Source organism: Pseudomonas sp. MWU12-2020 (assembly GCF_023100605.1).
GTDB classification, from domain to species: domain Bacteria; phylum Pseudomonadota; class Gammaproteobacteria; order Pseudomonadales; family Pseudomonadaceae; genus Aquipseudomonas; species Aquipseudomonas fluorescens_H.
On record NZ_JALMEX010000008.1, the window covers coordinates 70,112 to 95,435 of the forward strand.

Here is a 25,324-nt window from a genome sequence, read left to right on the forward strand (position 1 = left end):
GCCATCGCAAAACATTCACACGCTAGCGGTAAGTTTTTGCACAGTGATAACGATAGACGGTTAATCGGCACACCTTATACAGGCAGCCGCCCGGCACAATTGCAAAAAATTTCAGTCGATTATGCCCCTGCCCGTCGGCGCGAGGATGGCCGCTGCCCCTCAAGCCTGATAAAATCGCGCGCCTTCGCAGACCGGCAACAGCCGGGCACCCCGAAATTCGCGTGAGGCCATCGCCCTCTCGATTTCGATGTTCCCGCTGAACTCGGTCGTTACCCCTGAATCCCCTCCCCTAAAGGCCTGGATCATGAGCAAGCAACCCTCCCTGAGCTACAAGGACGCCGGTGTAGACATCGACGCCGGTGAAGCATTGGTCGAACGCATCAAGAGCGTCGCCAAGCGCACTGCGCGCCCGGAAGTCATGGGCGGCCTGGGCGGTTTCGGCGCCCTCTGCGAAATCCCGGCCGGCTACAAGCAGCCTGTACTGGTTTCCGGCACCGACGGCGTTGGCACCAAGCTGCGCCTGGCGCTGAACCTGAACAAGCACGACAGCATCGGCATCGATCTGGTCGCCATGTGCGTCAACGACCTCGTCGTTTGCGGTGCCGAGCCACTGTTCTTCCTCGACTACTACGCCACCGGCAAACTGAATGTCGACACCGCCGCCCAGGTTGTAACCGGCATCGGCGCCGGCTGCGAACTGTCCGGTTGCTCGCTGGTTGGCGGTGAAACCGCTGAAATGCCTGGCATGTACGAAGGCGAAGACTACGATTTGGCCGGTTTCTGCGTCGGCGTCGTGGAAAAGGCCGAAATCATCGACGGCTCGAAAGTCGCCACCGGTGACGCACTGATCGCCCTGCCATCGTCCGGCCCGCACTCCAACGGCTACTCGCTGATCCGCAAGATCATCGAAGTGTCCGGCGCTGACATCGAAAACATCCAGCTCGACGGCAAACCGCTGACCGACCTGCTGATGGCTCCGACCCGCATCTACGTGAAGCCGCTGCTCAAGCTGATCAAAGACACCGGCGCGGTCAAAGCCATGGCCCACATCACTGGCGGTGGCCTGCTGGACAACATCCCTCGCGTTCTGCCAAAAGGCGCTCAGGCCGTGGTTGACGTGGCCAGCTGGACTCGCCCGGCGGTCTTCGACTGGCTGCAAGAGAAAGGCAATGTCGACGAGACCGAAATGCACCGCGTGCTGAACTGTGGCGTGGGCATGGTGATCTGCGTGGCTCAGGAGCACGTTGAAGTGGCCCTGAACACCCTGCGTGACGCCGGCGAACAGCCTTGGGTCATCGGCCAGATCGCTGCCGCTGCCGAAGGCGCTGCACAGGTCGAGCTGAAAAACCTCAAGGCTCACTAATGCCTACCTGTGATGTCGTGGTGCTGTTGTCCGGCACCGGCAGTAACTTGCAGGCTCTGATCGACAGCACGCGGACCGGCGACAGCCCGGTTCGCATCGCTGCGGTGATTTCCAACCGCGCCGACGCCTACGGCCTGCAACGCGCCAGTGACGCGGGTATCGCCACCCGCTCGCTGGATCACAAGGCTTTCGAAGGTCGCGAGGCCTTCGATGCTGCCCTGATCGAACTGATCGACGAATTCAAACCGAAACTCGTGGTACTGGCCGGCTTCATGCGCATTCTCAGCGCTGATTTCGTGCGTCACTACCAGGGTCGCCTGCTCAATATCCACCCGTCGCTGCTGCCCAAATACAAAGGGTTACACACTCATCAGCGCGCGCTGGAGGCCGGCGATGCCGAGCACGGCTGCTCCGTGCACTTCGTCACCGAGGAACTCGATGGTGGACCACTGGTCGTACAGGCAGTAATACCGGTAGAGTTGCACGACACGCCGCAGACACTTGCGCAGCGAGTGCATGTCCAGGAACACCTGATCTACCCGATGGCCGTACGCTGGTTTGCCGAAGGCCGGCTGGCACTTGGTGAACAAGGTGCTTTACTGGATGGCCAGTTACTCGCGGCCAGCGGCCACTTGATTCGACACTAGGAGATTTTATGCGTCGCGCCCTGCTCTTCGCTTGCGCTCTGTTCGCCCTGCCCTTTGCGCAGGCGGCAGACCTTCAACCGTTCTCCGCCAGCTACACCGCCGACTGGAAACAGTTGCCCATGAGCGGCACCGCCGAACGCAGCCTGACCAAGGAAGCCAACGGCGTCTGGAAACTCAGCTTCAAGGCGTCGATGATGATCGCCAGCCTGACCGAAGAAAGCACCCTGACTCTGGACAAGGACACCCTGCTGCCACAGTCCTACCACTTCGAACGTGGTGGTCTGGGCAAAACCAAGAAAATGGATCTGGACTTCGACTGGAATGCCAAGATGGTCACCGGCACCGATCGCGGCGATCCGGTCAAGGTTGCACTGAACCGTGGCATGGTCGACAAATCCACCTACCAGTTGGCACTGCAGCACGACCTGGCCGCCGGCAAAAAGACCATGAGCTATCAAGTGGTCGATGGCAGCGATGTCGATACCTATGACTTCCGTGTACTGGGTGCCGAGAAAGTCGACACCAAGGCCGGCCAGATCGACGCGATCAAAGTCGAGCGCGTGCGCGACCCGACACAAAGCAAGCGCATCACTGTCCTGTGGTTCGCCAAGGACTGGGATTACCTGCTGGTCCGCCTGCAACAGGTCGAAACCGACGGCAAGGAGTACAACATCATGCTCCAGGACGGTACGGTCAACGGCAAGCCTGTCAAAGGCAGCTGATCCGCCGCTACAACGAAAAGCCCCGCAGATGCGGGGCTTTTTTGTGCGTGCGATTCCCAAGCGACACACAATCACTGTGGGAGCGGGCTTGCTCGCGAAGGCGGTCTGCCAGCGAACGAAGATGTATCTGATACAACGCCTTCGCGAGCAAGCCCGCTCCCACAGGGGGTGAGTGCAATCATCAAGGGTCAGCTCAGACCGAAAACTTGGCCACCATATTGTTCAAATCCACTGCCAGCCGCGACAACTCCTGGCTCGCCGCACTGGTTTGATTCGCCCCCGCCGACGTCTGCATCGCCAGATCGCGGATGTTCATCAGATTGCGATCCACCTCCCGCGCCACCGCCGCCTGCTCCTCCGAGGCACTGGCGATCACCAGGTTGCGTTCGTTGATCAAGGTGAACGCTGAGGCGATCTCCTCCAACGCCACACCTGCAGCCTTGGCCAGCTCAAGGGTCGAATGCGCACGGATGTTGCTCTGCTGCATGGAGCTCACCGCCGAATCGGTGCCCTGCTGAATGCCACCGATCATTTGCTCGATTTCCTGAGTCGATTGCTGAGTGCGATGCGCCAGCGCCCGCACTTCATCAGCGACCACTGCGAACCCGCGACCAGCATCACCGGCCCGTGCCGCCTCGATCGCCGCGTTCAACGCCAGCAGATTGGTCTGTTCGGCAATCGAGCGGATCACATCGAGCACCTTGCTGATGCCGTGAACCTTCTGCGCCAGATCCTCGACCTGCGTTGCGTTGGACGTGACATCCTCGGCCAGCGATTCGATTGAAGTCACGGTCTGCCTGACCTGCTCGCGCCCATGCTGGGCAATGCGGTCAGACTCGCGTGACGCTTCGGAGGTTGCCACGGCGTTGCTCGCCACCTCTTCCACGGCGGCAGTCATCTGATTGACCGCCGTGGCTGCCTGCTCGATCTCCAGGCTTTGCTGATGCAGCCCGCGCGTAGCGTCCTCGGTGACGCAGCTCAGCTCTTCCGACGCCGAAGCCAACTGGCTGGACGACTCGGAAATCTGCCGAATGGTGTCGCGCAGGTTGTGCTGCATGCTTTTCAGCGCCTGCAGCAGCCGCGCCGGCTCGTCCTTCCCGGAAATACTGATATCGCCGGTCAGATCGCCGCCGGCCACCACTTCAGCCACGCCCAGCGACTGTGCCAGAGGCAGAACGATGCTGCGGGTCAGCAACAATGCCAGACCGATGGTGATCAGCGCCGTAATACCGATCATCACCCCGACCCACACTCGCGAATTGATAAACACCAGCCGTGCGGCTTCGGTAGCGAGGTTGGCGTTGTGCTTGTTCAGCTCGACCAACTCCTTCAGGGTCACCGCCATGTCGTCAGCCAAAGGGCTCATCTGACCGTTGAGGATCGTTGCGGCCTCCTCGACACGATTCTGTGCAGACAACTGCATGACCTGCGCCTGCAGCTCCAGATATTTGTGCTCGGCGACCTTGAAGCGATCAAACAGCGTTCGCTCTTCGGGCAATACGATCAGCACGTCATAGCGCTGCTGCGCTTCGCTCAAAACGCCGCGCAGCTCATTGATCTTGGTAACGTTCTGCTCCAGCGCCTGCGGATCGCGATTGAGCAGCAGGCGCATGGTCAGCGCGCGCAGGCGCAGCATGTCCTGACTCATCTCGCCGACCGCCATCACGCTCGGCAGCCAGTTGTTGTCGACCTCATCAGACTGGGCGCGCATGTTCGACATTTGCAGCAGGGCGAACGCCCCCAAGGCAAATACCATCAGCGCCAGTACACCAAAACCCAGGCCGGCACGCGGCGCGATATTGAGACTACGGATGCTCATTACTTTGGTTCCTTCCAAAAGCGCTGCATCAACCCTGCAGCTGGTTGCCTTAGAAGGTATCGGCCCGGCGAAGAATTGCGTAAGACGAAAAGCTGATATCAAAAGGCCTTGATACTTCTAACGCTTGGCATTAACGATTCAGCGCGCTTTTCCCGGACTTTGCCGCTGTTCGCGGCAATATTGCCAGGAAGTTGTCCCGGGCCACTTTACGGGCGACATCCTCGGGCAAGGCATCAAGGAACGGGGTGAAACTGTGCATTTCCTGACCGAGCTTGTTGAATCGGCCGACAACATCCGAACCGACCATGAAGCGCTCAGGGTATTTTTCCACCAATGCCAGCCATTCCGCTCGCGGCCTGCCCTGCTCGTCCAGCAAATAAGGGCTGAGCATGCTCCACGACAGATCGATGAACAGGTTCGGGTAGGCCTCAAGCATCCGGCTCACCGTGGGCAGGAGGAATTTCAGCTGCGTCTGGTGCCGATGGATCTCGGCGCTGGTACCGGCGTGAGCCCAGATGAAACGCGTGTGCGGGTGATTACGCAGCGGCTCCTCGATTTCCTTCAGGTACAGCGGATTTCTCTCACGCTTGGAGGTGATATTGGAATGCAGCATCACTGGCAGATCATTTTCCGCTGCCAGGTGATAAATCCGCTTCATCGCTTCGTTATTGGCCCGAGGTGTGTCGCCGGCGGTCAGCGCCGTCAGGTCATCATGGCGGGTGAACACCTCGCCAATGCCCTGCCACAGCCCCGGATACAGGTCGAGCATGCGCTGGATGTGCGCGGCGGAGTTCTTGTCATTGGGGTTGAAGCCCGACAGGAACGGATGAAAGTGCTGGCGCTGCTCCGGAGTCAGCTTTTGCACCGCATCGGCAACGATCACATCGGTGGCGCTGTACCAGTAGGCATCGGCATCATCGCCGGCGTAATAGCGCGGACGCTTGGGTTCGTCCTCGTGCCACTTCTTCGCCACGGGAATACCGGAAATCATCACGTGGTCGATGGAATTGTCCTGCATGGCCGTGAGCAATTTCGCCATGCCGGCGGTTTCCTGGAAGAAATCCACGTAGTGCAGGTGCGCATCGCTGTAGGTGTAATCGCGGGCGCTGGCGGGGCCGGCAAAGGCCAGCAGGCAGGCAAGACTCAAACGAAACAAGGACACAAGTAATCTCCGGCAGGTAGGCATAGCCTAGACCTTGAGCCGATGACAAGGGTTCATCCTGCAGGAAAGTGGAACGCGCCTCCGTAGGAATGCTCTATAACTGCAAGGTCTTTTTTGATCGCACGACTTTTCCTACTGCCAGTGAGGTTGCCATGACTGTTACCGTCAATACCGTCTCCGCCGAAGGTTTTCGTCACACCGTAAAGATCGATGACCACGAATTGTTTGCCGACGTACCGAAGTCTGCCGGCGGCGAAGGCTCGGCACCCGAGCCACACGACTACTTCGACGCCGCGCTCGGTGCCTGCAAGGCCCTGACCCTGAAGATGTACGCGAAGAAGAAAGACATCCCGCTGACCGGCGTGGGTGTCGAGGTCAAACGCGACAACAGCGAAGAGCAAAAAGGCAAATACGTTCTGCACGTGACGCTTACCCTCAAGGGTGTCCTCACCGATGCCCAGCGTGAAGAACTGCTGCGCGTCGCCGATCGCTGCCCGATCCACAAACTGATGACTACCAGCGAAGTCAGTATCGAGACCCACGCCCCACAGGGCTTCGATAGCCAGTAATCTCCCTCATGCCAGTGGCGGGTTATGCTTCTGGCATCACCCGCTCAGCCTGGAATGCACCATGGATACGCAACCACTGATCATCCGCCCGCGCGCCGAAGACGTCGAAGGCCAGCCGATCCTGCGCCCGCTGCCGTCAGCCAAATGTCGCAGCGTCGGGCCTTTCGTGTTTTTCGACCACATGCTCGAGACGGTTTATCCGACGGGCAAAGGCATGAACATCCGACAGCATCCGCACATTGGTCTGTCGACCCTGACCTACCTGTTCGAGGGGCAGATCCAGCACAAGGACAGCCTCGGCTCCGATCAGGTGGTCAGCGCTGGCGATGTCAGCTGGATGACCGCCGGCAGTGCGATTGCCCACGTCGAGCGCACGCCCGAGCCGTTGTGGGAGCAAAGCTTCACGATGCACGGCCTGCAGATCTGGCTGGCATCGCCCAAGGATCAGGAGCAAGGCCCCGGACATTACAGCCATCACCCGGCGGCAACCCTGCCGGTCAGCGATAACCTTGGCGTGCAGATTCGGATGATCGCCGGGTCAGGCTTTTGCCTGGAATCGCCGGTGCCAGTGCTTTCTCCTACGCTGTACGCGGAAGTGAAGATGCAGACCGCGACCACTTTGCTGATTCCGACCGAGCATGCGGAACGCGCGATTTATGTGTTGAATGGGGAGGCACAGTTGAATGGCGAGCCCCTCGAACCCCATGCGCTGGCGGTGTTGCCGGCCGGGGAACAGATGAGCCTGTTCGCCGAGAGCGATGTGCACGCGGTGGTGTTCGGCGGTGCGCCACTGGACGGACCACGACGGATCAACTGGAATTTTGTTGCGAGCGATCCGGCGACAATTGATGAGGCGCGGCGCAAATGGGCAGCCGGGGACTGGCCGACGGTGCCGGGGGAAGTTGAGCGAATCGAACTGCCCTGAGTATTGGGTCGCTGGTTAGTAAGCCTTCGCGAGCAAGCCCGCTCCCACAGGAGGAATTGTGGTGTGCATGAGTTCTGAGTACACACCACAATTCCCCTGTGGGAGCGGGCTTGCTCGCGAAGAGGCCAGTACAGGCGCCGAAAAAATCAGCCCTTGAACACTTCTTCCAGCAAGTCATGCATCGACTTGAACGCACGCTTGGCAGTCTTCGCGTCGTACATCATCTTGCCCGGCACATTGGCATGCGGATCGGTGAACGAGTGCACCGCACCGCCGTAGCTGAGCAACTGCCAATCGACCTTCGCCGCGTTCATCTCATCTTCAAACGCCGGCAGCTGCTCTTTCGGCACCAACGGGTCGGAGGCACCGTGCAACACCAGCACCGAGCCCTTGATGTTCTGCGCATCGGCCGGGTTCGGCGAGTCGAGGGTGCCGTGGAATGATACGGCGGCCTTCACTGGCGCACCGGTGCGCGCCAGATCCAGCGCACAGCAACCACCGAAGCAGAACCCGAACACCGCCAGTTTCGAGGTATCGACCGCCGCTTCGCCCTGCGTCTGCAATTGCTCGAACGCCGCTTGCATGCGCTTGCGCAGCAGAGCGCGATCATTTTTCAGCGGCATCATCGCCGCACCGGCCTGATCACCGTTCTGCGGACGCACAGCCTGGCCGTACACGTCAGCAATCAACACCACGTAGCCCTTGGCCGCGACCGACTTGGCGATCTCCTCGGCACCGGCGCTGACGCCCATCCAGTTCGGCGCCATCAACAGGCCCGGGCGCGCGCCCTTGTGCTCGGCGTCGAACGCCAGACGACCTTCATAAGGCTGGCCATCCAGCTGATAGACCACGGAACGTACAGTGACTTGGCTCATTTCTGACTCCTGAATGTTAAACACCAGAATGAAAAAACCCGCCGAAGCGGGTTTTTCTGCAACGTGATTAAACCGACAGTTCAACCAGCAGCTTGTTCAGACGGCGCACATAAGCGGCCGGGTCTTTCAAGCTGTCGCCGGCAGCCAGGGCTGCCTGATCGAAGAGGATGTGCGACAGGTCGCCAAAACGCTCTTCGTTCTGCTCGCCGTCGAGTTTCTCGATCAGCGGGTGGCTTGGGTTGAATTCGAAGATCGGCTTCGAGTCCGGCACTTTCTGCCCGCTGGCTTCGAGGATCTGGCGCATTTGCAGGCCCAGGTCCTGTTCGCCGATCGCCAGAATGGCTGGCGAATCGGTCAGACGGTGAGAGACGCGAACCTCGGCAACGGAATCGCCCAGCGCGGTTTTCAGGCGCTCGACCAGACCTTCCTTCGACTTGGCGACTTCTTCTGCGGCCTTCTTGTCCTCTTCCGAGTCCAGGTTGCCCAGATCGAGGTCACCGCGTGCCACGTCAACAAACGTCTTGCCGTCGAACTCGCTGAGGTAGCTCATCAGCCACTCGTCGATACGGTCGGTCAGCAGCAGCACTTCGATGCCTTTCTTGCGGAAGACTTCCAGGTGCGGGCTGTTCTTGACCTGCGCGTAGGTTTCGCCGGTGAGGTAGTAGATCTTGTCCTGACCTTCCTTGGCTCGCGCCAAGTAGTCGGCCAGACCGACGATCTGCTCGCCGTCGTCGCCTTGGGTCGATGCGAAACGCAGCAGACCGGCAATTTTTTCCTTGTTGGCGAAATCTTCTGCCGGGCCTTCTTTCATGACCTGACCGAAGTTTTTCCAGAAGCCCTTGTATTGCTCAGGCTCGTTCTTCGCCAGTTTTTCCAGCATGTCCAGCACGCGCTTGGTCAGCGCCGACTTCATCGAGTCGATGATCGGGTCTTTCTGCAGGATTTCCCGCGACACGTTCAGCGACAGGTCGTTGGAATCGACCACGCCCTTGATGAAGCGCAGGTACAGCGGCAGGAACGACTCGGCCTGATCCATCACGAACACGCGCTGCACGTAGAGCTTCAGGCCTTTCGGCGCTTCACGCTGGTACAGATCGAACGGCGCGCGGGCCGGCACGTACAGCAGCGAGCTGTACTCGAGCTTGCCTTCGACCTTGTTGTGGCTCCAGGCCAGCGGGTTTTCGAAGTCGTGAGCGATGTGCTTGTAGAACTCCTGGTATTCCTCGTCCTTCACTTCAGTGCGCGGACGGGTCCACAGGGCGCTGGCGCGGTTGACGGTTTCCCATTCAACGGCTGGCTTCTCTTCGCCTTCGGTGGCAGTGACTTCTTTCGGCAGCTCGATCGGCAGCGCGATGTGGTCGGAGTATTTCTTGATGATGTTGCGCAGGCGCCAGCCATCGGCGAACTCGTCTTCCGCGGCTTTCAGGTGCAGGACGATGCGGGTGCCGCGCTCTGGCTTGTCGATGGTGGCGACTTCGAACTCGCCCTCGCCTTTCGACGACCAGTGCACGCCTTCGCTGGCAGGAGTGCCGGCACGACGGCTGTACACGTCAACTTTGTCAGCGACGATGAAAGCCGAGTAGAAGCCGACACCGAACTGGCCGATCAGGTGCGAATCTTTCTTCTGATCGCCCGAGAGATTCTTCATGAAATCGGCGGTGCCCGACTTGGCGATGGTCCCCAGGTGGGTGATCACATCGTCACGGTTCATGCCGATACCGTTGTCTTCGAGCGTGACGGTCTTGGCGTCCTTGTCGAAGCTCACACGGATTTTCAGTTCAGCGCCACCTTCGAGCAACTCAGGCTTGGCCAAGGCTTCGAAGCGTAGCTTGTCGACAGCGTCAGAGGCGTTCGAGATCAATTCGCGAAGGAAAATTTCCTTATTGGAATACAGCGAATGGATCATGAGGTGCAGCAGCTGCTTTACCTCGGTCTGGAAGCCCAGGGTTTCCTTTTGAGTTTCCACACTCATGGTCATCAAACTCCAATCAGATGGCATTGGCCGCGACCCAGATGGTCGGCGGCGGGTTGTTCACTGAGTTGGGGGCAGCGTTCAGGATTTCAAGGGCTCATCAATTTTGAAGTGTGCACGAGCGGTGGCAATCGGTTCGCTCTCGGTACTTTGCCAGGCGGTGATGGCGACGTTGGCCACGCGCCGGCCCTGGCGGCAGACCTGACATTTGGCCCAAGTGTCGCGAAACTGCCCGGCACGCAGGTAATCCAGGGAAAAGTCGATGATCTTCGGCACCCCGGGCGAACCGGTGAAGATCAACAAATGCAACGCGGCTGCCAGCTCCATGAACCCGGCAATCACCCCGCCATGGATCGCCGGCAATAAAGGGTTACCAATGTTGTCCTTGTTCGCCGGCAGCTTGAACAGCAACTCATCACCGACCCGAGAGCATTCGACGCCGATCAATCCGGCGTAAGGAATGATCTGCAGCAGCGGCGCGTAGTCACCCTGAGCGTGAGCCTGCTGCAGTTGTTGCTTCCAGTCATCGCTCATCGGCTTTCTCCTTTGATTTTGCCGCCAAATCCCTGTGTGCCCTTCAGACCCTTGCCCATGCGCATGAAGGTACCGACGACGTGAGCGATAGGTTGCTGCGGGTCGTCCTGATAAGCAAAGCCGCGGGCGAAGATTACGTCTGTGGTGACCCGATAACACTGGGCAAAGCCGTAGACATCCTTGTTCGGTTCGGCGGCGTGCATGTAGTCGATGCGCAGGTCCAGGGTCGGGCAGACTTCGAATTCCGGCAGCGCGCACAACGTGGACATGCCGCACGCCGTGTCCATCAGCGAGGTAATGGCACCGCCGTGGATGACCCCGGTCTGCGGATTGCCGACGATTTGCGCGCTGTACGGCAGCTTTACCGTCAGCCCTTCGCTGCTGGCGCTGTGCACCGTCAAACCGAGCACCTGACAATGACGCAGGGCCGAGAGAAATCGCGTTGCGCGCTCAAAAACGGGGTTTTCAGCCATTTGATAATTACTCTCGTCAGAGCCTTGTGCCAGTAGTAGGAAATAACGCAAAAGTTCCACTGAAAAACAAACTTATATATCTGAAAGAAATGAGGAACTTAACGTTAGGGGCAACGTTCTTAAGGCCAGTAGTTATTTTCCATAAGGAGAAACACCCCATGCGTAAGACTTTAGCTATTGCCTTGATGTTGACCGCTTCCCTCGGTCTCGCTGCCTGCGATAAAAAATCCGAGGACAAAGCTCAAGATGCCAACCAACATGCTGAACAAGCTCAGCAGAAAATGAACGAAGCTCAGGATAAAGTGAACGACGCAGCGAAAGAAAACGCTGAAGCCGCCAAAGATCAGGCTGAATCGAATCAGGCTGCTCAGGAAGAAGCTGCCAAGAAGCAATAATTGCGACTTGATGCAGAAAAAGAAAACCCGCCAAGTGCGGGTTTTCTTTTGCCTGTAATTTTTCGCTAGTGCCGCTTAGAGCAAGACGGTTCTAAAAGTCGGACTAATCATCAGCAACAAAGAACATATCAGGCCGACCAGCCAGACCAGGCTGCGCAGGGAGGGTTTATCAGCCAGGTACAGCCACAAGTAGAGAATCCGTGCGATCACGAAGATGATCGCCAAGGCATCGATCAACCAGCCTTGTGTCTGCGTGGTGTGCGCCATCAGCACACCGACGGCAAACAGGATGAACGCTTCGATGCTGTTCTGGTGCGCCGCCAGTGCCCGCGCGCCATAGCCAGTCAGTTGCGCCTGTTGCTGGCGCGGCAGATGGTTGTTGTAACCGCCCTGCTCTTTCATGGCCTTGCCCACCGGCATACGCGCGATGTAAATCAACAGTGCACTGATAAACACACACCAGAACGGAATACTCATCAAGCGGCCTCTTTATTGGTTTCGGGCAACGGCGCCTCTGTAGGGGTATAGACCATCACGTCGAGAACGTCGGAATGAAACTCGCGGCGGTACAACACCAGTACGACTCCAGCACTCATCAACATGAACAACCACGGGCTGACAAACCAGGCCAGCATGCTCATGCCGAAGTAATAAGAGCGCAGGCCGAAGTTGAACTGGTTGGCCGCCATCGAAATCACCCGCGCCGCCCGCAGTGCGAATGCCTTGCGCTCCTGCTCCGAAACCTGACGCTCACCGATCATCGGCGCTGAACCGACCAGCACCGCCGCAAAGTTGTACTGACGCATGCACCAGCTGAACGTGAAGAACGCATAGACGAACACCAGCGCCAGGCACAGCAACTTGATCTCCGACATACCCTGCGACGCCTGCTGCACCATCGGGATGTCCGCCAGCAACGACACTGCACGCTCGGACGCACCGAGCACGGTGAGAATACCGGCGAGGATGATCAGGGTGCTGGAGGCGAAGAACGAGGCGTTACGTTCCAGATTGCCGATCACACTGGCGTCGGCGATACGGTTGTCACGCAGCAGCATGCGGCGCATCCAGTCTTCGCGGTACAGGTGCAATACGCTGGCAAGGCACGCGGTGTCGCGGGCCTTCCAGGACGCATAGCGGGTGTAGCCGCCCCAGCAGATGACAAACCAGAGCGCGGCCAGCAGGTGGATCAGGTTGGCTTGGATGAACGACATGCAATTCCCTGTGGAGTATGGATGCTACCTGTGGGAGCGAGCCTGCTCGCGAAAGCGGCGTATCACACAACATTGATGGCGGCTGGCACAACGCTTTCGCGAGCAGGCTCGCTCCCACATTAGGAGTTCGGCAGTGCTTCGACGTTAGCTCGCGAAAAAAGACACTGCCAGACACCCATAAAAAATGCCCCGTATCGATTGATACGGGGCATTTCTGTTTAAGCGCTGAAGACCCGCTTGTGGCGGGTCAGGCAACGTCAGGCAACGGCTTCGCTGCGCTTGCCCAGCAGGCGATCGCAAATCACGGCGACCACCAGGGTCATCACGCATGGCACCAGCCACGCCAGGCCCTGCTCGCTCAGCGGCAGGTGCGACAGCTGCGACGGCATCCAGTCAGCCAGACCGGCGCCCTTGAGGGCGTCGATAGTGCCGAACAGGAACGACACCAGCATCACCGGGCCGAGGATCCGACCGTGTTCATGCCAGAAGTCCTTGCAGAAGCTCAGGGCCACCAGAACGATGCACGGCGGGTAGATCGCGGTCAGCACCGGGATCGAGAACGCGATCAGCTTGGTCAGGCCGAGGTTCGACACCAGCAGCGAGAACGCAGCGAGAATGATCACCAGGGTCTTATAGGACAGTGGCAGCACGCGGCTGAAGTATTCAGCGCAGGCACAAGTCAGACCGACCGCCGTCACCAGGCACGCCAGCGAGATCAGCACCGCGAGGAAACCGCTGCCCAGCGAACCGAAGGTGTGCTGCACGTAAGCGTGCAATACCGCCGCGCCGTTGGTGGCACCCGCCGCGACTTCATGGCTGCCGGAACCGAGGCGGAACAGGCTGATGTACACCAGCGCCAGGCCAACACCGGCGATGAGGCCGGCAATGATCGCGTAACGGGTGATCAGCGCAGGCGACTCGACGCCACGGGAGCGGATCGCGTTGACGATGACGATACCAAACACCAGCGCGCCGAGGGTATCCATGGTCAGGTAACCATTGATGAAGCCCTGGGAGAACGGTGCCGCGACGTATTCAGGCGTGGCCTGACCGATATCACCGGCCGGCAAGGCGAACGCGGCAATGCCGAGTACCGCCAGGGCGATGATTTTCAACGGCGCGAGGAAGCGCCCAACGGTATCGAGCAGACGCCCCGGATACAGCGAGATGAAGAACACCAGCAGGAAGTACACCGAGCTGTAGAGGAACAGCGCCAGCGGGCTTTCGCCGGTCAGTGGCGCCAGACCCACTTCGAACGACACGGTCGCGGTGCGCGGGGTGGCGAACAGCGGGCCGACCGCCAGGTAGCACGCCGCGGCAAGCACACCGCCGGCGATCTTGCCGATCGGGCTGCTCAGCGCATCCATCGCACCACCGACCTTGGCCAGGGCGACGACGGTGACCACCGGCAGACCGACTGCCGTGATCAGAAAGCCCAGCGCCGCCATCCAGACGTCAGGTCCGGACTGCAGGCCGACGATAGGCGGGAAAATGATGTTGCCGGCCCCGACGAACAGGGCAAATGTCATAAAGCCCAGTGCCAGGATGTCCTGACCTTTCAAAACTTTCATTAAGGAAATACCACACTACTGAATCGGAATTTAGAGGGGGATTTCCCTGTGGGGTTAGGGAAATGCTGTCAGTCCGTATAAGACTGACCCGTTTAGCGCGTTGCATGCCTTGTGGGCGGCAGACGCAAAAATGGCTGCTAGCCTAACGAATTTGTCTGACAAACGCACTGTTTGAGGGCGAACTATCCGATACACGACGTGTCTGTGTCGCGTTTACGCATTTATTTTTCCTGCGGAGCACTCCGTGGCGAGGGAGCTTGCTCCCGCTCGACTGCGCAGCAGGCGCAAATCCCGAAAACACTCATGAATCCGAAGATTGCATTAGGGCCGCTTCGCAGCCCAGCGGGAGCAAGCTCCCTCGCCACAAGAATCCACTCAAATACCCATATGCCAGAAACAACAAAGGCCACCCGAAGGTGGCCTTTGTCTGGTGAAGCGTCAGTCAAGCACGAGGCTTACTTGACAGCCCAACCGGTCAGCTCGGCCAGGGCCTTGCCGATGTCTGCCAGCGAACGCACGGTTTTTACGCCTGCGTCTTGCAGCGCAGCGAATTTCTCGTCTGCAGTGCCTTTGCCGCCAGAGATGATTGCGCCAGCATGGCCCATGCGCTTGCCCGGAGGAGCAGTCACACCAGCGATGTAGGAAACAACCGGCTTGGTCACGTGTGCCTTGATGTAGGCAGCCGCTTCTTCTTCAGCCGAACCGCCGATCTCGCCGATCATCACGATCGCTTCGGTCTTCGGGTCTTCCTGGAACAGCTTCAGGATGTCGATGAAGTTCGAACCCGGGATCGGGTCACCACCGATGCCGACGCAAGTCGACTGACCGAAACCGGCGTCAGTGGTCTGCTTAACAGCTTCGTAGGTCAGGGTGCCGGAACGCGAAACGATACCGACCTTGCCTGGCAAGTGAATGTGACCTGGCATGATGCCGATCTTGCATTCGCCTGGGGTGATCACGCCTGGGCAGTTAGGGCCGATCAGGGTAACACCCAACTCGTCGCACTTAACTTTAGCGTCCAGCATGTCCAGGGTAGGAATGCCTTCGGTGATGCAGACGATCAGCTTGATGCCGCCGAACGCTGCTTCCAGGATCGAGTCCTTGCAGAAAGGAGCCGGAACGTAGATCACGCTGGCGGTAGCGCCAGTGGCAGCAACTGCGTCTTTAACGGTGTTGAACACTGGCAGACCCAGGTGCTCGGTGCCGCCTTTGCCCGGAGTTACGCCGCCAACCATCTTGGTGCCGTATTCGATGGCTTGCTGGGTGTGGAAACTACCTTGCGAACCGGTAATACCCTGGCAGATAACTTTGGTGTCTTTATTGATCAGGACGCTCATTATTTGCCCTCCGCAGCTTTGACAACTTGTTGAGCAGCGTCGGTCAGGCTGGTAGCAGCGATGATGTTCAAACCGCTTTCTGCCAGTACTTTAGCGCCCAGCTCAGCGTTGTTGCCTTCAAGGCGAACAACAACCGGGATTTTCACGCCGACTTCTTTCACAGCGCCGATGATGCCTTCGGCAATCATGTCGCAGCGAACGATGCCGCCGAAGATGTTGACCAGTACTGCAGCGACGTTGGTGTCGGACAGGATGATCTTGAAGGCTTCGGTCACGCGCTCTTTGGTAGCACCACCACCTACGTCGAGGAAGTTGGCTGGCTTGCCGCCGTGCAGATTGACGATGTCCATGGTACCCATGGCCAGGCCGGCACCGTTGACCATGCAGCCGATGTTGCCTTCCAGCGCTACGTAGTTCAGTTCGAACTTGGCAGCGTGCGCTTCGCGCGGATCGTCTTGCGACGGATCGTGGAAAGTCTTCAGCTTAGGCTGACGGTACATGGCGTTGGCGTCGATGTTGATCTTGGCGTCCAGGCAGTGCAGATCGCCGTCAGCCTTGATCACTAGCGGGTTCACTTCCAGCAGGGCCAGATCGTGATCCTGGAACAGTTTGGCCAGACCGACGAAGATCTTGGCGAACTGGGCAACTTGCTTGCCTTCCAGACCCAGTTGGAACGCCAGCTCGCGACCCTGGAATGGCTGAGCGCCAACCAGTGGATCGATAGTGGCTTTCAGAATTTTTTCTGGAGTGTCGTGAGCGATTTTCTCGATGTCCACGCCACCTTCGGTGGAAGCCATGAACACGATGCGACGGCTCGAACGGTCAACGACAGCGCCCAGGTACAGCTCTTTAGCGATATCAGTGCACGATTCAACCAGGATCTTGGTGACTGGCTGACCATTGGCGTCAGTCTGGTAAGTCACCAGACGCTTGCCCAGCCACTGCTGTGCGAAGGCCTTGGCGTCTTCTTTGTTGCGAACCAGCTTGACGCCGCCCGCTTTACCGCGACCACCGGCGTGGACCTGGGCTTTGACAACCCACTCGCTGCCGCCGATTTTGTCGCAAGCTTCTGCTGCTGCTTCCGGGGTGTCTACTGCGTAACCAGTGGAAACTGGCAGGCCGTATTCAGCGAACAGCTGCTTACCCTGATACTCGTGAAGATTCATGCTTTTTACCGTCTTCGTTAGGTACTGCGCATTCGGCGCTGCGCTCTTGATGAGTGCCGCGCCACCTGTGACTGCTGCTTGCGTAGCCTTTCCGGATACCCGGTGCAGCTACGCAAGACTGCGTCCAGCGGACATTCCGCGGTGAGACTTGCTCGCAAGGCTCACGACGGGCCGTTACCGCCGTGGTTTCTTATTGTCTTAACGCTTCTTGCGGTTGGCGATGTGGATGGCGCCGCCATTCACAGCCAGAGCAGCTTCGTGCAAGGCTTCAGACAGGGTCGGATGGGAGAAAACCATCATGCCCAGGTCTTCAGCGCTGGTGCCGAATTCCATACCGATCGCGCCCTGCTGAACCAGTTCTGCAGCGCTTGGGCCAATCACATGCACGCCCAATACGCGGTCAGTCTTGGCATCAGCGATGACCTTGACGAAACCACCGGTATCGTTGGCGGCCATGGCACGGCCGGAAGCGGCGAACGGGAAGGTGCCGACGTTAACTTCAACGCCTTCGGCTTTCAAGGCCTGCTCGGTTTTGCCAACCCACGCGATTTCCGGGTGAGTATAAATAACCGAAGGGATCAGGTCATAGTTCATCTGGGCTTTGTGGCCCTTGATGCGCTCGACAACCATGATGCCCTCTTCCGAGGCTTTGTGAGCCAGCATCATGCCGCGAACCACGTCACCGATGGCGTAAACGCCCGGTACGGTGGTGGCGCAGTGATCGTCAACGTGCACGAAACCGCGCTCGTCCAGGGTCACGCCGCTGTCGGCAGCCAGCAGATCAGTGGTTACCGGACGGCGACCAACGGCTACGATCAGCTTGTCGAAAGTGATGGTCTGTTCGCCGTTGGCATCGGTGTAGTTAACAACGACTTCGTCGCCGTTGACTTTGGAACCGGTGACGCGAGCGCCCAGCTTGATGTCCAGACCCTGCTTGGTCAGGGTTTTCAGCGCTTCCTTGGAAACGGCGGTGTCCGCTGCCATCAGGAACGTGTCCAGAGCTTCCAGGACAGTCACTTCTGCACCCAGACGCGACCAGACCGAGCCCAGCTCCAGACCGATCACGCCAGCGCCGATCACGCCCAGACGTTTAGGTACGGATTGGAATTCCAGAGCGCCAGTCGAATCGACGATGACTTTCTGATCGACCGGAGCCGGTGGAATGTCGATCGGACGCGAACCTGGCGCCAGGATGACGTTTTCGGCTTCGATGACTTCAACCGAGCCGTCCGGCTTGGTGACTTCGACTTTCTTGCCAGCCAGCAGCTTGCCGTGGCCCTGAATCGAAGTAACGCCGTTGGCCTTGAACAGGGTGGCAACGCCGCCGGTCAGGTTCTTGACGATGCCAGCCTTGCGGCCAACCATCGCAGCGACGTCCATTTTGACTTCGCCGGTCGAGATACCGTGAACGTTGAAGCTCTCTTTGGCTTCCTTGTACTTCCAGGAGCTGTCCAGCAGCGCCTTGGACGGAATGCAGCCGACGTTCAGGCAAGTACCGCCGAGGGCCTGCTTGCCTTCAGCGTCGGTGTACTTCTCGATGCAGGCAGTGGTGAGACCCAGCTGCGCGGCCTTGATGGCAGCAACATAGCCGCCAGGGCCGGCACCGATCACTACTACGTCAAATTTCTGCGACATTCAAAAAATCCTCTTGAGCGAAAAGCTTCAAGCCGCGCGCTGCGGGCCGCACCGCCGTTTCCGACGGTACGCTACCCGCAGCGCATGGCTGCTTCTATCAGATATCCAGCAACAGACGAGCCGGGTCTTCCAGCAGGTTCTTGATGGTCACCAGGAAGGTTACAGCTTCTTTGCCATCGATCAGACGGTGATCGTAGGACAGTGCCAGGTACATCATCGGACGGATCACGACCTGACCGTTGATGGCCATAGGACGCTGGATGATGTTGTGCATGCCCAGAATCGCTGCCTGCGGCGGGTTGACGATCGGAGTCGACATCATCGAACCGAAGGTACCACCGTTGGTGATGGTGAAGGTACCGCCAGTCATCTCTTCCATCGACAATTTGCCGTCACGGGCTTTCTTGCCGAAAGTGGCGATGCCGCCTTCGATTTCAGCCAGGCTCATCAGCTCGGCGTTACGCAGAACCGGTACGACCAGACCACGGTCGCTGGAAACGGCAACACCGATGTCGGCGTAGCCGTGGTAAACGATGTCCGCGCCGTCGATCGAGGCGTTGACCGCCGGGAAGCGTTTCAGCGCTTCGGTGGCAGCCTTGACGAAGAACGACATGAAGCCCAGGCGTACGCCGTTGTGGGACTTCTCGAACAGGTCCTTGTACTTCGAACGCAGGGCCATGACTTCGGTCATGTCGACTTCGTTGAACGTGGTCAGCATCGCCATGTTCGACTGGGCTTCAACCAGACGCTCGGCAACCTTGGCACGCAGACGGGTCATCGGCACGCGTTTTTCAACGCGATCACCGGCAGCGAATACCGGAGCAGCGGCAGCCGGAGCAGCAGCCTTGGCAGGTGCGGCAGCTGGAGCGGCTTTCTTCGCGGCAACAGCAGCGACCACGTCTTCCTTGGTCACACGACCACCCTTGCCGGTGCCGGCAACGGAAGCGATGTTGATGCCATTCTCTTCAGCCAGCTTGCGCGCAGCAGGAGCAGCAACAGGATCGTCTTCGCCTTCGGCAGCAGCCGGTGCGGCGGCAGCAGCGGCCGGAGCAGCAGCGGCGGCTGGAGCAGCGGCAGCAGCGCCGCCCGCTTCGATGGAGCCCAGAACTTCGTCGGACAGAACGGTGTCGCCTTCGTTCTTGACGATTGCGCCCAGCACGCCGTCGGCGGTAGCCAACACTTCCAGTACGACTTTGTCGGTTTCGATGTCGACGATCAGGTCGTCACGCTTGACGGCGTCGCCCGGTTTTTTGTGCCAGGTGGCAACGGTGCCATCGGCAACCGATTCCGGGAAAGTGGGGGCTTTGATCTCGATAGCCATTATCTGTGGTTCCTTAAATTCGGTTTCAGGTGCGCGAAGGCGTTAAACGGTAAACGCGTCTTGCAGCAGTTTTTCCTGCTGCTCGGCGTGCATCGATGCGTAACCACATGCTGGGGCAGCAGAAGCCTCACGGCCCGCGTACTCGAGTACGAGAGACTTGTTGAGGTTACCGATGCTGCGACGCAGGTGATGCTGGCTGCAGTACCAGGCACCCTGGTTCATCGGCTCTTCCTGACACCAAACGGCATGCTTGACGTTGGTATAAGGCGCCAGGACTTCTTTCAAGTCGTCCTCAGGGAATGGATACAGCTGCTCGATACGCACGATGGCGATATCGTCACGGCCTTCGGCACGGCGTTTTTCCAGCAGGTCGTAGTAGACCTTGCCGCTACACAGAACAACGCGCTCGACCTTTTTCGGGTCCAGGGCATCGATTTCCGGGATCACGGTCTGGAACGAACCTTCGGCCAGATCTTCCAGGGTCGAGACGGCCAGTTTGTGGCGCAGCAGCGACTTCGGCGTCAGCACTACCAGAGGTTTGCGCAGCGGGCGAATCACCTGACGACGCAGCAAGTGGTAGATCTGGGCCGGAGTGGTCGGCATGCACACCTGAATGTTGTGCTCGGCGCACAACTGCAGGTAACGCTCAAGACGAGCCGAGCTGTGCTCAGGACCCTGACCTTCGTAGCCGTGCGGCAACAGCATGGTCAGACCGCAGAGACGGCCCCACTTGTGTTCGCCGCTGGTGATGAACTGGTCGATAACAACCTGTGCACCGTTGGCGAAGTCGCCGAACTGGGCTTCCCAGATCACCAGCGCGTTTGGCGTGGTGGTCGAGTAGCCGTATTCGAAGGCCAGTACCGCTTCTTCCGACAGGAACGAGTCGTACAGGTCAAAGCGTGGCTGACCTTCGTACAGGTGTTTCAGCGGAATGTAGGTGCCAGCATCTTTCTGGTTGTGCAGCACAGCGTGACGGTGCGAGAACGTACCGCGGCCGATGTCCTGACCGGTCATGCGGATCGGGTGACCTTCGAACGCCAGGGTCGCGTACGCCATGGTTTCGGCGTAACCCCAGTTGATCGGCAGGCCGCCGGCTTGCATCTTCTGACGGTCTTCGTAGATCTTCGCAACCTGACGCTGAACCACGAAGCCTTCCGGAATTTCCAGCAGCTTGGCGGACAGTTCCTGCAGGGTCTTCAGATCGAAACGCGTGTCGTGACGCGCAGTCCAGGCGTGGCCCAGATACGGACGCCAGTCCACGAACAGCTCTTTGTTCGGCTCTTTGACCAGCGATTTCACAACGTGCAGACCGTTGTCCAGCGCGTTGCGGTATTCGTCGACTTTCGCCTGAACACGCTCTGCGTCGAGTACGCCGGCCTGGGTCAGACGATCAGCGTACAGCTCACGGGTGGTGCGCTGCTTGGTGATCTGCTGATACATCAGCGGCTGAGTGCCGCTAGGCTCGTCGGCCTCGTTGTGGCCGCGACGACGGTAGCAGACCAGGTCGATCACCACGTCACGCTTGAACTGCATGCGGTAGTCGATGGCCAACTGGGTCACGAACAGCACGGCTTCCGGATCATCGCCATTCACATGGAGGATCGGCGCCTGAATCATCTTCGCAACGTCGGTGGCGTACTCGGTGGAACGCGAGTCCAGCGGGTTGCTGATGGTGAAACCGACCTGGTTGTTGATCACGATGTGCACGGTACCGCCGGTCTTGAAACCGCGGGTCTGCGACATCTGGAAGGTTTCCATGACCACGCCCTGACCTGCGAATGCAGCGTCACCGTGGATGGAGATCGGCAGAACCTTCTCACCGGTCGGGTCGTTACGACGATCCTGACGGGCGCGAACCGAACCTTCTACCACCGGGGAAACGATTTCCAGGTGGGACGGGTTGAACGCCATGGCCAGGTGAACTTCACCGCCGGCGGTCATCACGTTGGACGAGAAGCCCTGGTGGTATTTGACGTCACCGGAACCCAGCTCGACCTTCTTCTTGCCTTCGAACTCGTCGAACAGCTCGCGCGGGTTCTTGCCGAAGGTGTTGACCAGCACGTTCAGACGGCCACGGTGGGCCATGCCGATGACGACTTCCTTGGTGCCGTAGGAACCGGAACGCTGGATCAGTTCGTCGAGCATCGGAATCAGGCTTTCGCCGCCTTCCAGACCGAAACGCTTGGTGCCCGGGTATTTGGTGCCCAGGTATTTTTCCAGGCCTTCACCGGCAGTGACGCGCTCGAGCAGATGGCTCTTGATGTCGGCGGAGTACGTCGGACGACCACGCACGCTTTCCAGACGCTGCTGGAACCAGTGGCGCTGCTCGGAATCGGTGATGTGCGTAAATTCAGCGCCGATGGTGCGGCAATATGTCTGCTGCAACGCTTCGTGAATTTCGCGTAGGCTCGCTTCCTCTTTGCCGATGAACAGGTCGCCGGCACGGAAGGTCGTATCAAGATCGGCATTGGTCAAGCCGTAATGATTGATCGACAGGTCTGCAGGTGCAGGACGCTGCCACAGCCCCAGCGGATCCAGCTGGGCTGCCTGGTGGCCACGCATACGGTAGGCCTGGATCAATCGCAGCACTTCAACCTGCTTCTTCTCGTGCTCACTGCTCACGCTACCGGCGGAAACCGGTTGGGCGCGGCGCTGGTTCTTTGCCAGCAGCACGAAATGATCGCGAATTGTGGAGTGCGAAACATCAGTGGCAGAGCTGCCGTCGGCAGGCAGCTTCTGAAAGTAGGTGCGCCACTCTTCTGGCACAGCGTTAGGGTCGTGCAGGTAGAGCTCATAAAGCTCTTCCACATAGGCAGCGTTTCCACCTGAAAGGTAGGCGCTGTTCCACATGCGCTGCATCACGCTTTCTTGCATGCTTGGTCACCCTCGGTTAGGGGAACACCATCGGCGTCAATACCGAGCAAACTTGCAGAAGTCCGAATGCAGCGACCAAAACAAGCCACTTAGGATCACGCTGATAGTCCGGGTACCAGCCCGGATGCCCCTGCTTGTCTCATTTCTTCAAAATAAGAGCTGCAGCTTGTGGCTACTGCTCTGGTTATAGCCATGACGCGGGTTGAAGCCCGCGCCACAGCCTCTTCGGTACAGCGGTTCTACGGTTACAGCAGCTGAATCACACGCCGCTCGAAAGCAGCATGTTACGGATGTGACCGATGGCCTTAGTCGGGTTCAGGCCTTTCGGACATACGTTGACGCAGTTCATGATGCCCCGGCAGCGGAAAACGCTGAACGGGTCATCAAGCGAAGCCAGACGCTCGGATGTCTTGGTGTCACGGCTGTCTGCCAGGAAGCGGTACGCTTGCAGCAGGGCAGCTGGACCCAGGAACTTGTCCGGGTTCCACCAGAAGGACGGGCACGAGGTCGAGCAGCAGGCGCACAGGATGCACTCGTACAGACCGTCGAGCTTTTCACGCTCTTCAGGGGACTGCAGACGCTCGATGGCCGGAGCCGGCGTGTCGTTCTGCAGGTAAGGCTTAACCTTCTCGTATTGCTTGTAGAAGATGCTCATATCGACAACCAGGTCACGGATAACCGGCAAACCTGGCAGCGGACGAACGATCAACTTGTTGCCTTTTACAACGGCGGACAGCGGCGTGATGCACGCCAGACCGTTCTTGCCGTTGATGTTCATGCCGTCGGAGCCGCAGACGCCTTCACGGCAAGAGCGACGATAGGAGAAACCCTCGTCCTGCTCTTTGATCAGGGCCAGCACGTCCAGCACCATCAGGTCTTTACCACCGGTATCGACCTGGAATTCCTGCATGAACGGCGCAGCGTCCTGATCAGGGTTGTAGCGATAAACACTGACTTGCAACATGGCGATCACCCTTAATAAGTCCGGACTTTAGGTTCGAAAGTCGGAACAGTCTTCGGCGAGAAGTTAACGGCACGCTTGGCGACGCGTTTCTCACCCGGGAAGTACAGGGTGTGGCACAGCCAGTTTTCGTCGTCACGGTCTTCGAAGTCTTCACGGGCGTGAGCGCCGCGGGACTCTTTACGTACTTCGGCCGCGATGGCGGTAGCTTCAGCCACTTCCAGCAGGTTTTGCAGCTCGAGCGCTTCGATACGTGCAGTGTTGAACGCCTGCGACTTATCGTTGATCTTCACGTTGGCGATGCGCTTGCGCAGATCGGCCAGTTGAGCGATACCTTTCTGCATGTATTCGCCGGTACGGAACACACCGAAGTAGTTCTGCATGCAGCTTTGCAGCTCGCGACGCAGGGTGGCCACGTCTTCGCCATCGGTACGGCCGTTCAGCGCATTCAGACGCGACAGGGCTGCTTCGATGTCGGACTCGGTAGCGTCGTCGTATTCGATGCCGTCGGTCAGCGCCTTCTCCAGGTGCAGGCCGGCAGCGCGGCCGAATACCACCAGGTCGAGCAGCGAGTTGCCACCCAGACGGTTGGCACCGTGCACCGATACGCAAGCCACTTCACCTACCGCGAACAGACCAGGAATGATCTGATCCACGCCTTCGGCGTTCTGGGTGATCGCCTGACCATGAATGTTGGTGGCAACGCCGCCCATCATGTAGTGGCAGGTCGGAACCACCGGAACCGGAGCAACCACCGGGTCAACGTGCGCGAAAGTCTTCGACAGTTCGCAGATGCCTGGCAGACGGCTGTGCAGCACTTCCTCGCCCAGGTGGTCGAGCTTGAGCATTACGTGGTCGCCATTCGGACCGCAACCGTTGCCGGCGATGATTTCTTTAACCATCGAGCGGGCAACCACGTCACGACCAGCGAGGTCTTTCGCGTTCGGAGCATAACGCTCCATGAAACGCTCACCGTGCTTGTTGATCAGGTAACCACCTTCACCACGGCAACCTTCGGTCACCAGTACACCGGCGCCGGCGATGCCGGTCGGGTGGAACTGCCACATTTCGATGTCTTGTACCGGCACGCCAGCACGCAGCGCCATGCCAACGCCGTCACCGGTGTTGATCAGGGCATTGGTGGTGGAGGCGTAGATACGGCCAGCACCGCCAGTTGCCAGTACGGTGGCCTTGGCGCGGATGTACGAAGTTTCGCCGGTTTCGATGCAGATCGCGATCACACCGACAAACTCGCCTTCCTGGTTTTTCACCAGGTCGACCGCGTAGTACTCGTTCAGGAACGTGGTACCGGCTTTCAGGTTGCCCTGATAAAGGGTGTGCAGCAGCGCGTGACCGGTACGGTCGGACGCTGCGCAGGTACGGGCAGCCTGGCCGCCTTTACCGTAGTCCTTGGACTGACCACCGAACGGACGCTGGTAGATACGGCCTTGTTCGGTACGCGAGAACGGCAGACCCATGTGGTCCAGCTCGAAAACGGCAGCCGGGCCTTCCTGACACATGTATTCGATAGCGTCCTGGTCACCGATGTAGTCGGAACCCTTGACGGTATCGTACATGTGCCAGCGCCAGTCATCGTTCGGGTCAGCGGACGCGATCGCGCAGGTGATGCCGCCCTGGGCGGATACAGTGTGCGAACGGGTCGGGAAAACCTTGGTGATCACCGCAGTCTTGTGACCGCCCTGCGCCAGCTGCAGCGCAGCGCGCATGCCGGCACCGCCACCACCAATAATGATGGCGTCGAAAGAAATCGTTGGAATGTTAGCCATGA

At 59.1% G+C, this 25,324-nt stretch carries 22 protein-coding genes; 6 read left to right on the top strand and 16 right to left on the bottom strand.

Annotated features, from left to right (window positions below):
* Positions 1 to 304: 304 nt before the first annotated feature.
* The 3 genes from purM to M0814_RS18880 are packed head-to-tail and all read left to right on the top strand — an operon-like array spanning position 305 to position 2,732.
* Entirely contained in the window at positions 305 to 1,363 is a 1,059-nt protein-coding gene (gene purM, locus M0814_RS18870; RefSeq protein ID WP_003223039.1) for a phosphoribosylformylglycinamidine cyclo-ligase, read from the top strand.
* Entirely contained in the window at positions 1,363 to 2,010 is a 648-nt protein-coding gene (gene purN / locus M0814_RS18875) for a phosphoribosylglycinamide formyltransferase (RefSeq protein WP_003223038.1), read from the top strand. The genes purM and purN overlap by 1 nt, the downstream gene beginning before the upstream one ends.
* A gap of 8 nt (positions 2,011 to 2,018) precedes the next feature.
* A complete protein-coding gene (locus M0814_RS18880) occupies positions 2,019 to 2,732 on the top strand; it encodes a DUF3108 domain-containing protein (protein WP_045122349.1) in 714 nt (237 codons plus the stop codon).
* A gap of 193 nt (positions 2,733 to 2,925) precedes the next feature.
* On the opposite strand, the gene M0814_RS18885 is transcribed toward M0814_RS18880, so the two are convergent.
* Both M0814_RS18885 and M0814_RS18890 read right to left on the bottom strand, forming a co-directional pair.
* Entirely contained in the window at positions 2,926 to 4,551 is a 1,626-nt protein-coding gene (locus tag M0814_RS18885; RefSeq protein WP_003223037.1) for a methyl-accepting chemotaxis protein, read from the bottom strand.
* A 130-nt stretch (positions 4,552 to 4,681) separates the two neighbouring features.
* Positions 4,682 to 5,737 (bottom strand): amidohydrolase family protein, encoded by a 1,056-nt coding sequence (locus M0814_RS18890; protein ID WP_103485435.1) that lies wholly within the window; start codon positions 5,735 to 5,737, stop codon positions 4,682 to 4,684.
* A 128-nt stretch (positions 5,738 to 5,865) separates the two neighbouring features.
* Here M0814_RS18890 and M0814_RS18895 point away from each other — a divergent pair, with 128 nt between their 5' ends.
* Both M0814_RS18895 and M0814_RS18900 read left to right on the top strand, forming a co-directional pair.
* On the top strand, positions 5,866 to 6,282 hold the full coding sequence (locus M0814_RS18895) for an OsmC family protein (RefSeq protein ID WP_103485434.1): 417 nt from the start codon (positions 5,866 to 5,868) through the stop codon (positions 6,280 to 6,282).
* 61 nt (positions 6,283 to 6,343) lie between these two features.
* On the top strand, positions 6,344 to 7,207 hold the full coding sequence (locus M0814_RS18900) for a pirin family protein (RefSeq protein ID WP_103485433.1): 864 nt from the start codon (positions 6,344 to 6,346) through the stop codon (positions 7,205 to 7,207).
* A 146-nt stretch (positions 7,208 to 7,353) separates the two neighbouring features.
* Here the strand turns inward: M0814_RS18900 and M0814_RS18905 are convergent, their stop codons facing one another.
* The 4 genes from M0814_RS18905 to M0814_RS18920 all read right to left on the bottom strand — a co-directional run bounded on the left by M0814_RS18905 (position 7,354) and on the right by M0814_RS18920 (position 11,061).
* On the bottom strand, positions 7,354 to 8,082 hold the full coding sequence (locus tag M0814_RS18905; protein WP_103485432.1) for a dienelactone hydrolase family protein: 729 nt from the start codon (positions 8,080 to 8,082) through the stop codon (positions 7,354 to 7,356).
* A gap of 67 nt (positions 8,083 to 8,149) precedes the next feature.
* The gene (htpG, locus tag M0814_RS18910) at positions 8,150 to 10,054 is read right to left on the bottom strand and encodes a molecular chaperone HtpG (protein ID WP_103485448.1); all 1,905 of its coding nucleotides are present in this window, start codon (positions 10,052 to 10,054) and stop codon (positions 8,150 to 8,152) included.
* A gap of 81 nt (positions 10,055 to 10,135) precedes the next feature.
* Positions 10,136 to 10,588, bottom strand: coding sequence for a PaaI family thioesterase (locus tag M0814_RS18915; RefSeq protein WP_003223029.1), 453 nt, complete (start codon positions 10,586 to 10,588; stop codon positions 10,136 to 10,138).
* The gene (locus tag M0814_RS18920; RefSeq protein ID WP_103485431.1) at positions 10,585 to 11,061 is read right to left on the bottom strand and encodes a PaaI family thioesterase; all 477 of its coding nucleotides are present in this window, start codon (positions 11,059 to 11,061) and stop codon (positions 10,585 to 10,587) included. Before M0814_RS18920 ends, M0814_RS18915 begins: the two co-directional genes overlap by 4 nt.
* 158 nt (positions 11,062 to 11,219) lie before the next feature.
* On the opposite strand from M0814_RS18920, the gene M0814_RS18925 reads away from it, so the two are divergent.
* Positions 11,220 to 11,456 carry a hypothetical protein gene (locus M0814_RS18925; protein ID WP_003223025.1) on the top strand — a complete coding sequence of 79 codons (237 nt, stop codon included), beginning with the start codon at positions 11,220 to 11,222 and terminating at the stop codon, positions 11,454 to 11,456.
* Positions 11,457 to 11,531: 75 nt separating this feature from the next.
* Here the strand turns inward: M0814_RS18925 and M0814_RS18930 are convergent, their stop codons facing one another.
* From M0814_RS18930 to sdhA, 10 genes are all read right to left on the bottom strand, one after another.
* A complete protein-coding gene (locus tag M0814_RS18930; protein ID WP_003223023.1) occupies positions 11,532 to 11,933 on the bottom strand; it encodes an MAPEG family protein in 402 nt (133 codons plus the stop codon).
* The gene (locus M0814_RS18935) at positions 11,933 to 12,670 is read right to left on the bottom strand and encodes a DUF599 family protein (protein ID WP_003223022.1); all 738 of its coding nucleotides are present in this window, start codon (positions 12,668 to 12,670) and stop codon (positions 11,933 to 11,935) included. Before M0814_RS18935 ends, M0814_RS18930 begins: the two co-directional genes overlap by 1 nt.
* A gap of 257 nt (positions 12,671 to 12,927) precedes the next feature.
* Positions 12,928 to 14,241, bottom strand: coding sequence for a branched-chain amino acid transport system II carrier protein (brnQ, locus tag M0814_RS18940; protein WP_103485430.1), 1,314 nt, complete (start codon positions 14,239 to 14,241; stop codon positions 12,928 to 12,930).
* Positions 14,242 to 14,696: 455 nt separating this feature from the next.
* A complete protein-coding gene (sucD, locus tag M0814_RS18945) occupies positions 14,697 to 15,578 on the bottom strand; it encodes a succinate--CoA ligase subunit alpha (protein ID WP_003223019.1) in 882 nt (293 codons plus the stop codon).
* Positions 15,578 to 16,744, bottom strand: coding sequence for an ADP-forming succinate--CoA ligase subunit beta (gene sucC / locus M0814_RS18950; RefSeq protein WP_003223015.1), 1,167 nt, complete (start codon positions 16,742 to 16,744; stop codon positions 15,578 to 15,580). Before sucC ends, sucD begins: the two co-directional genes overlap by 1 nt.
* Before the next feature lie 198 nt (positions 16,745 to 16,942).
* Complete coding sequence (gene lpdA, locus M0814_RS18955; RefSeq protein ID WP_003223013.1) at positions 16,943 to 18,379, bottom strand: dihydrolipoyl dehydrogenase; 1,437 nt, start codon at positions 18,377 to 18,379, stop codon at positions 16,943 to 16,945.
* Positions 18,380 to 18,476: 97 nt separating this feature from the next.
* The gene (gene odhB / locus M0814_RS18960) at positions 18,477 to 19,700 is read right to left on the bottom strand and encodes a 2-oxoglutarate dehydrogenase complex dihydrolipoyllysine-residue succinyltransferase (RefSeq protein WP_003223011.1); all 1,224 of its coding nucleotides are present in this window, start codon (positions 19,698 to 19,700) and stop codon (positions 18,477 to 18,479) included.
* Positions 19,701 to 19,742: 42 nt separating this feature from the next.
* On the bottom strand, positions 19,743 to 22,574 hold the full coding sequence (locus M0814_RS18965; protein WP_003223009.1) for a 2-oxoglutarate dehydrogenase E1 component: 2,832 nt from the start codon (positions 22,572 to 22,574) through the stop codon (positions 19,743 to 19,745).
* A 259-nt stretch (positions 22,575 to 22,833) separates the two neighbouring features.
* On the bottom strand, positions 22,834 to 23,538 hold the full coding sequence (locus M0814_RS18970; RefSeq protein ID WP_003223007.1) for a succinate dehydrogenase iron-sulfur subunit: 705 nt from the start codon (positions 23,536 to 23,538) through the stop codon (positions 22,834 to 22,836).
* Between the two features lie 11 nt (positions 23,539 to 23,549).
* Positions 23,550 to 25,322, bottom strand: a complete 1,773-nt coding sequence (gene sdhA / locus M0814_RS18975; protein WP_003223001.1) for a succinate dehydrogenase flavoprotein subunit — start codon at positions 25,320 to 25,322, stop codon at positions 23,550 to 23,552.
* Positions 25,323 to 25,324 lie beyond the last annotated feature (2 nt).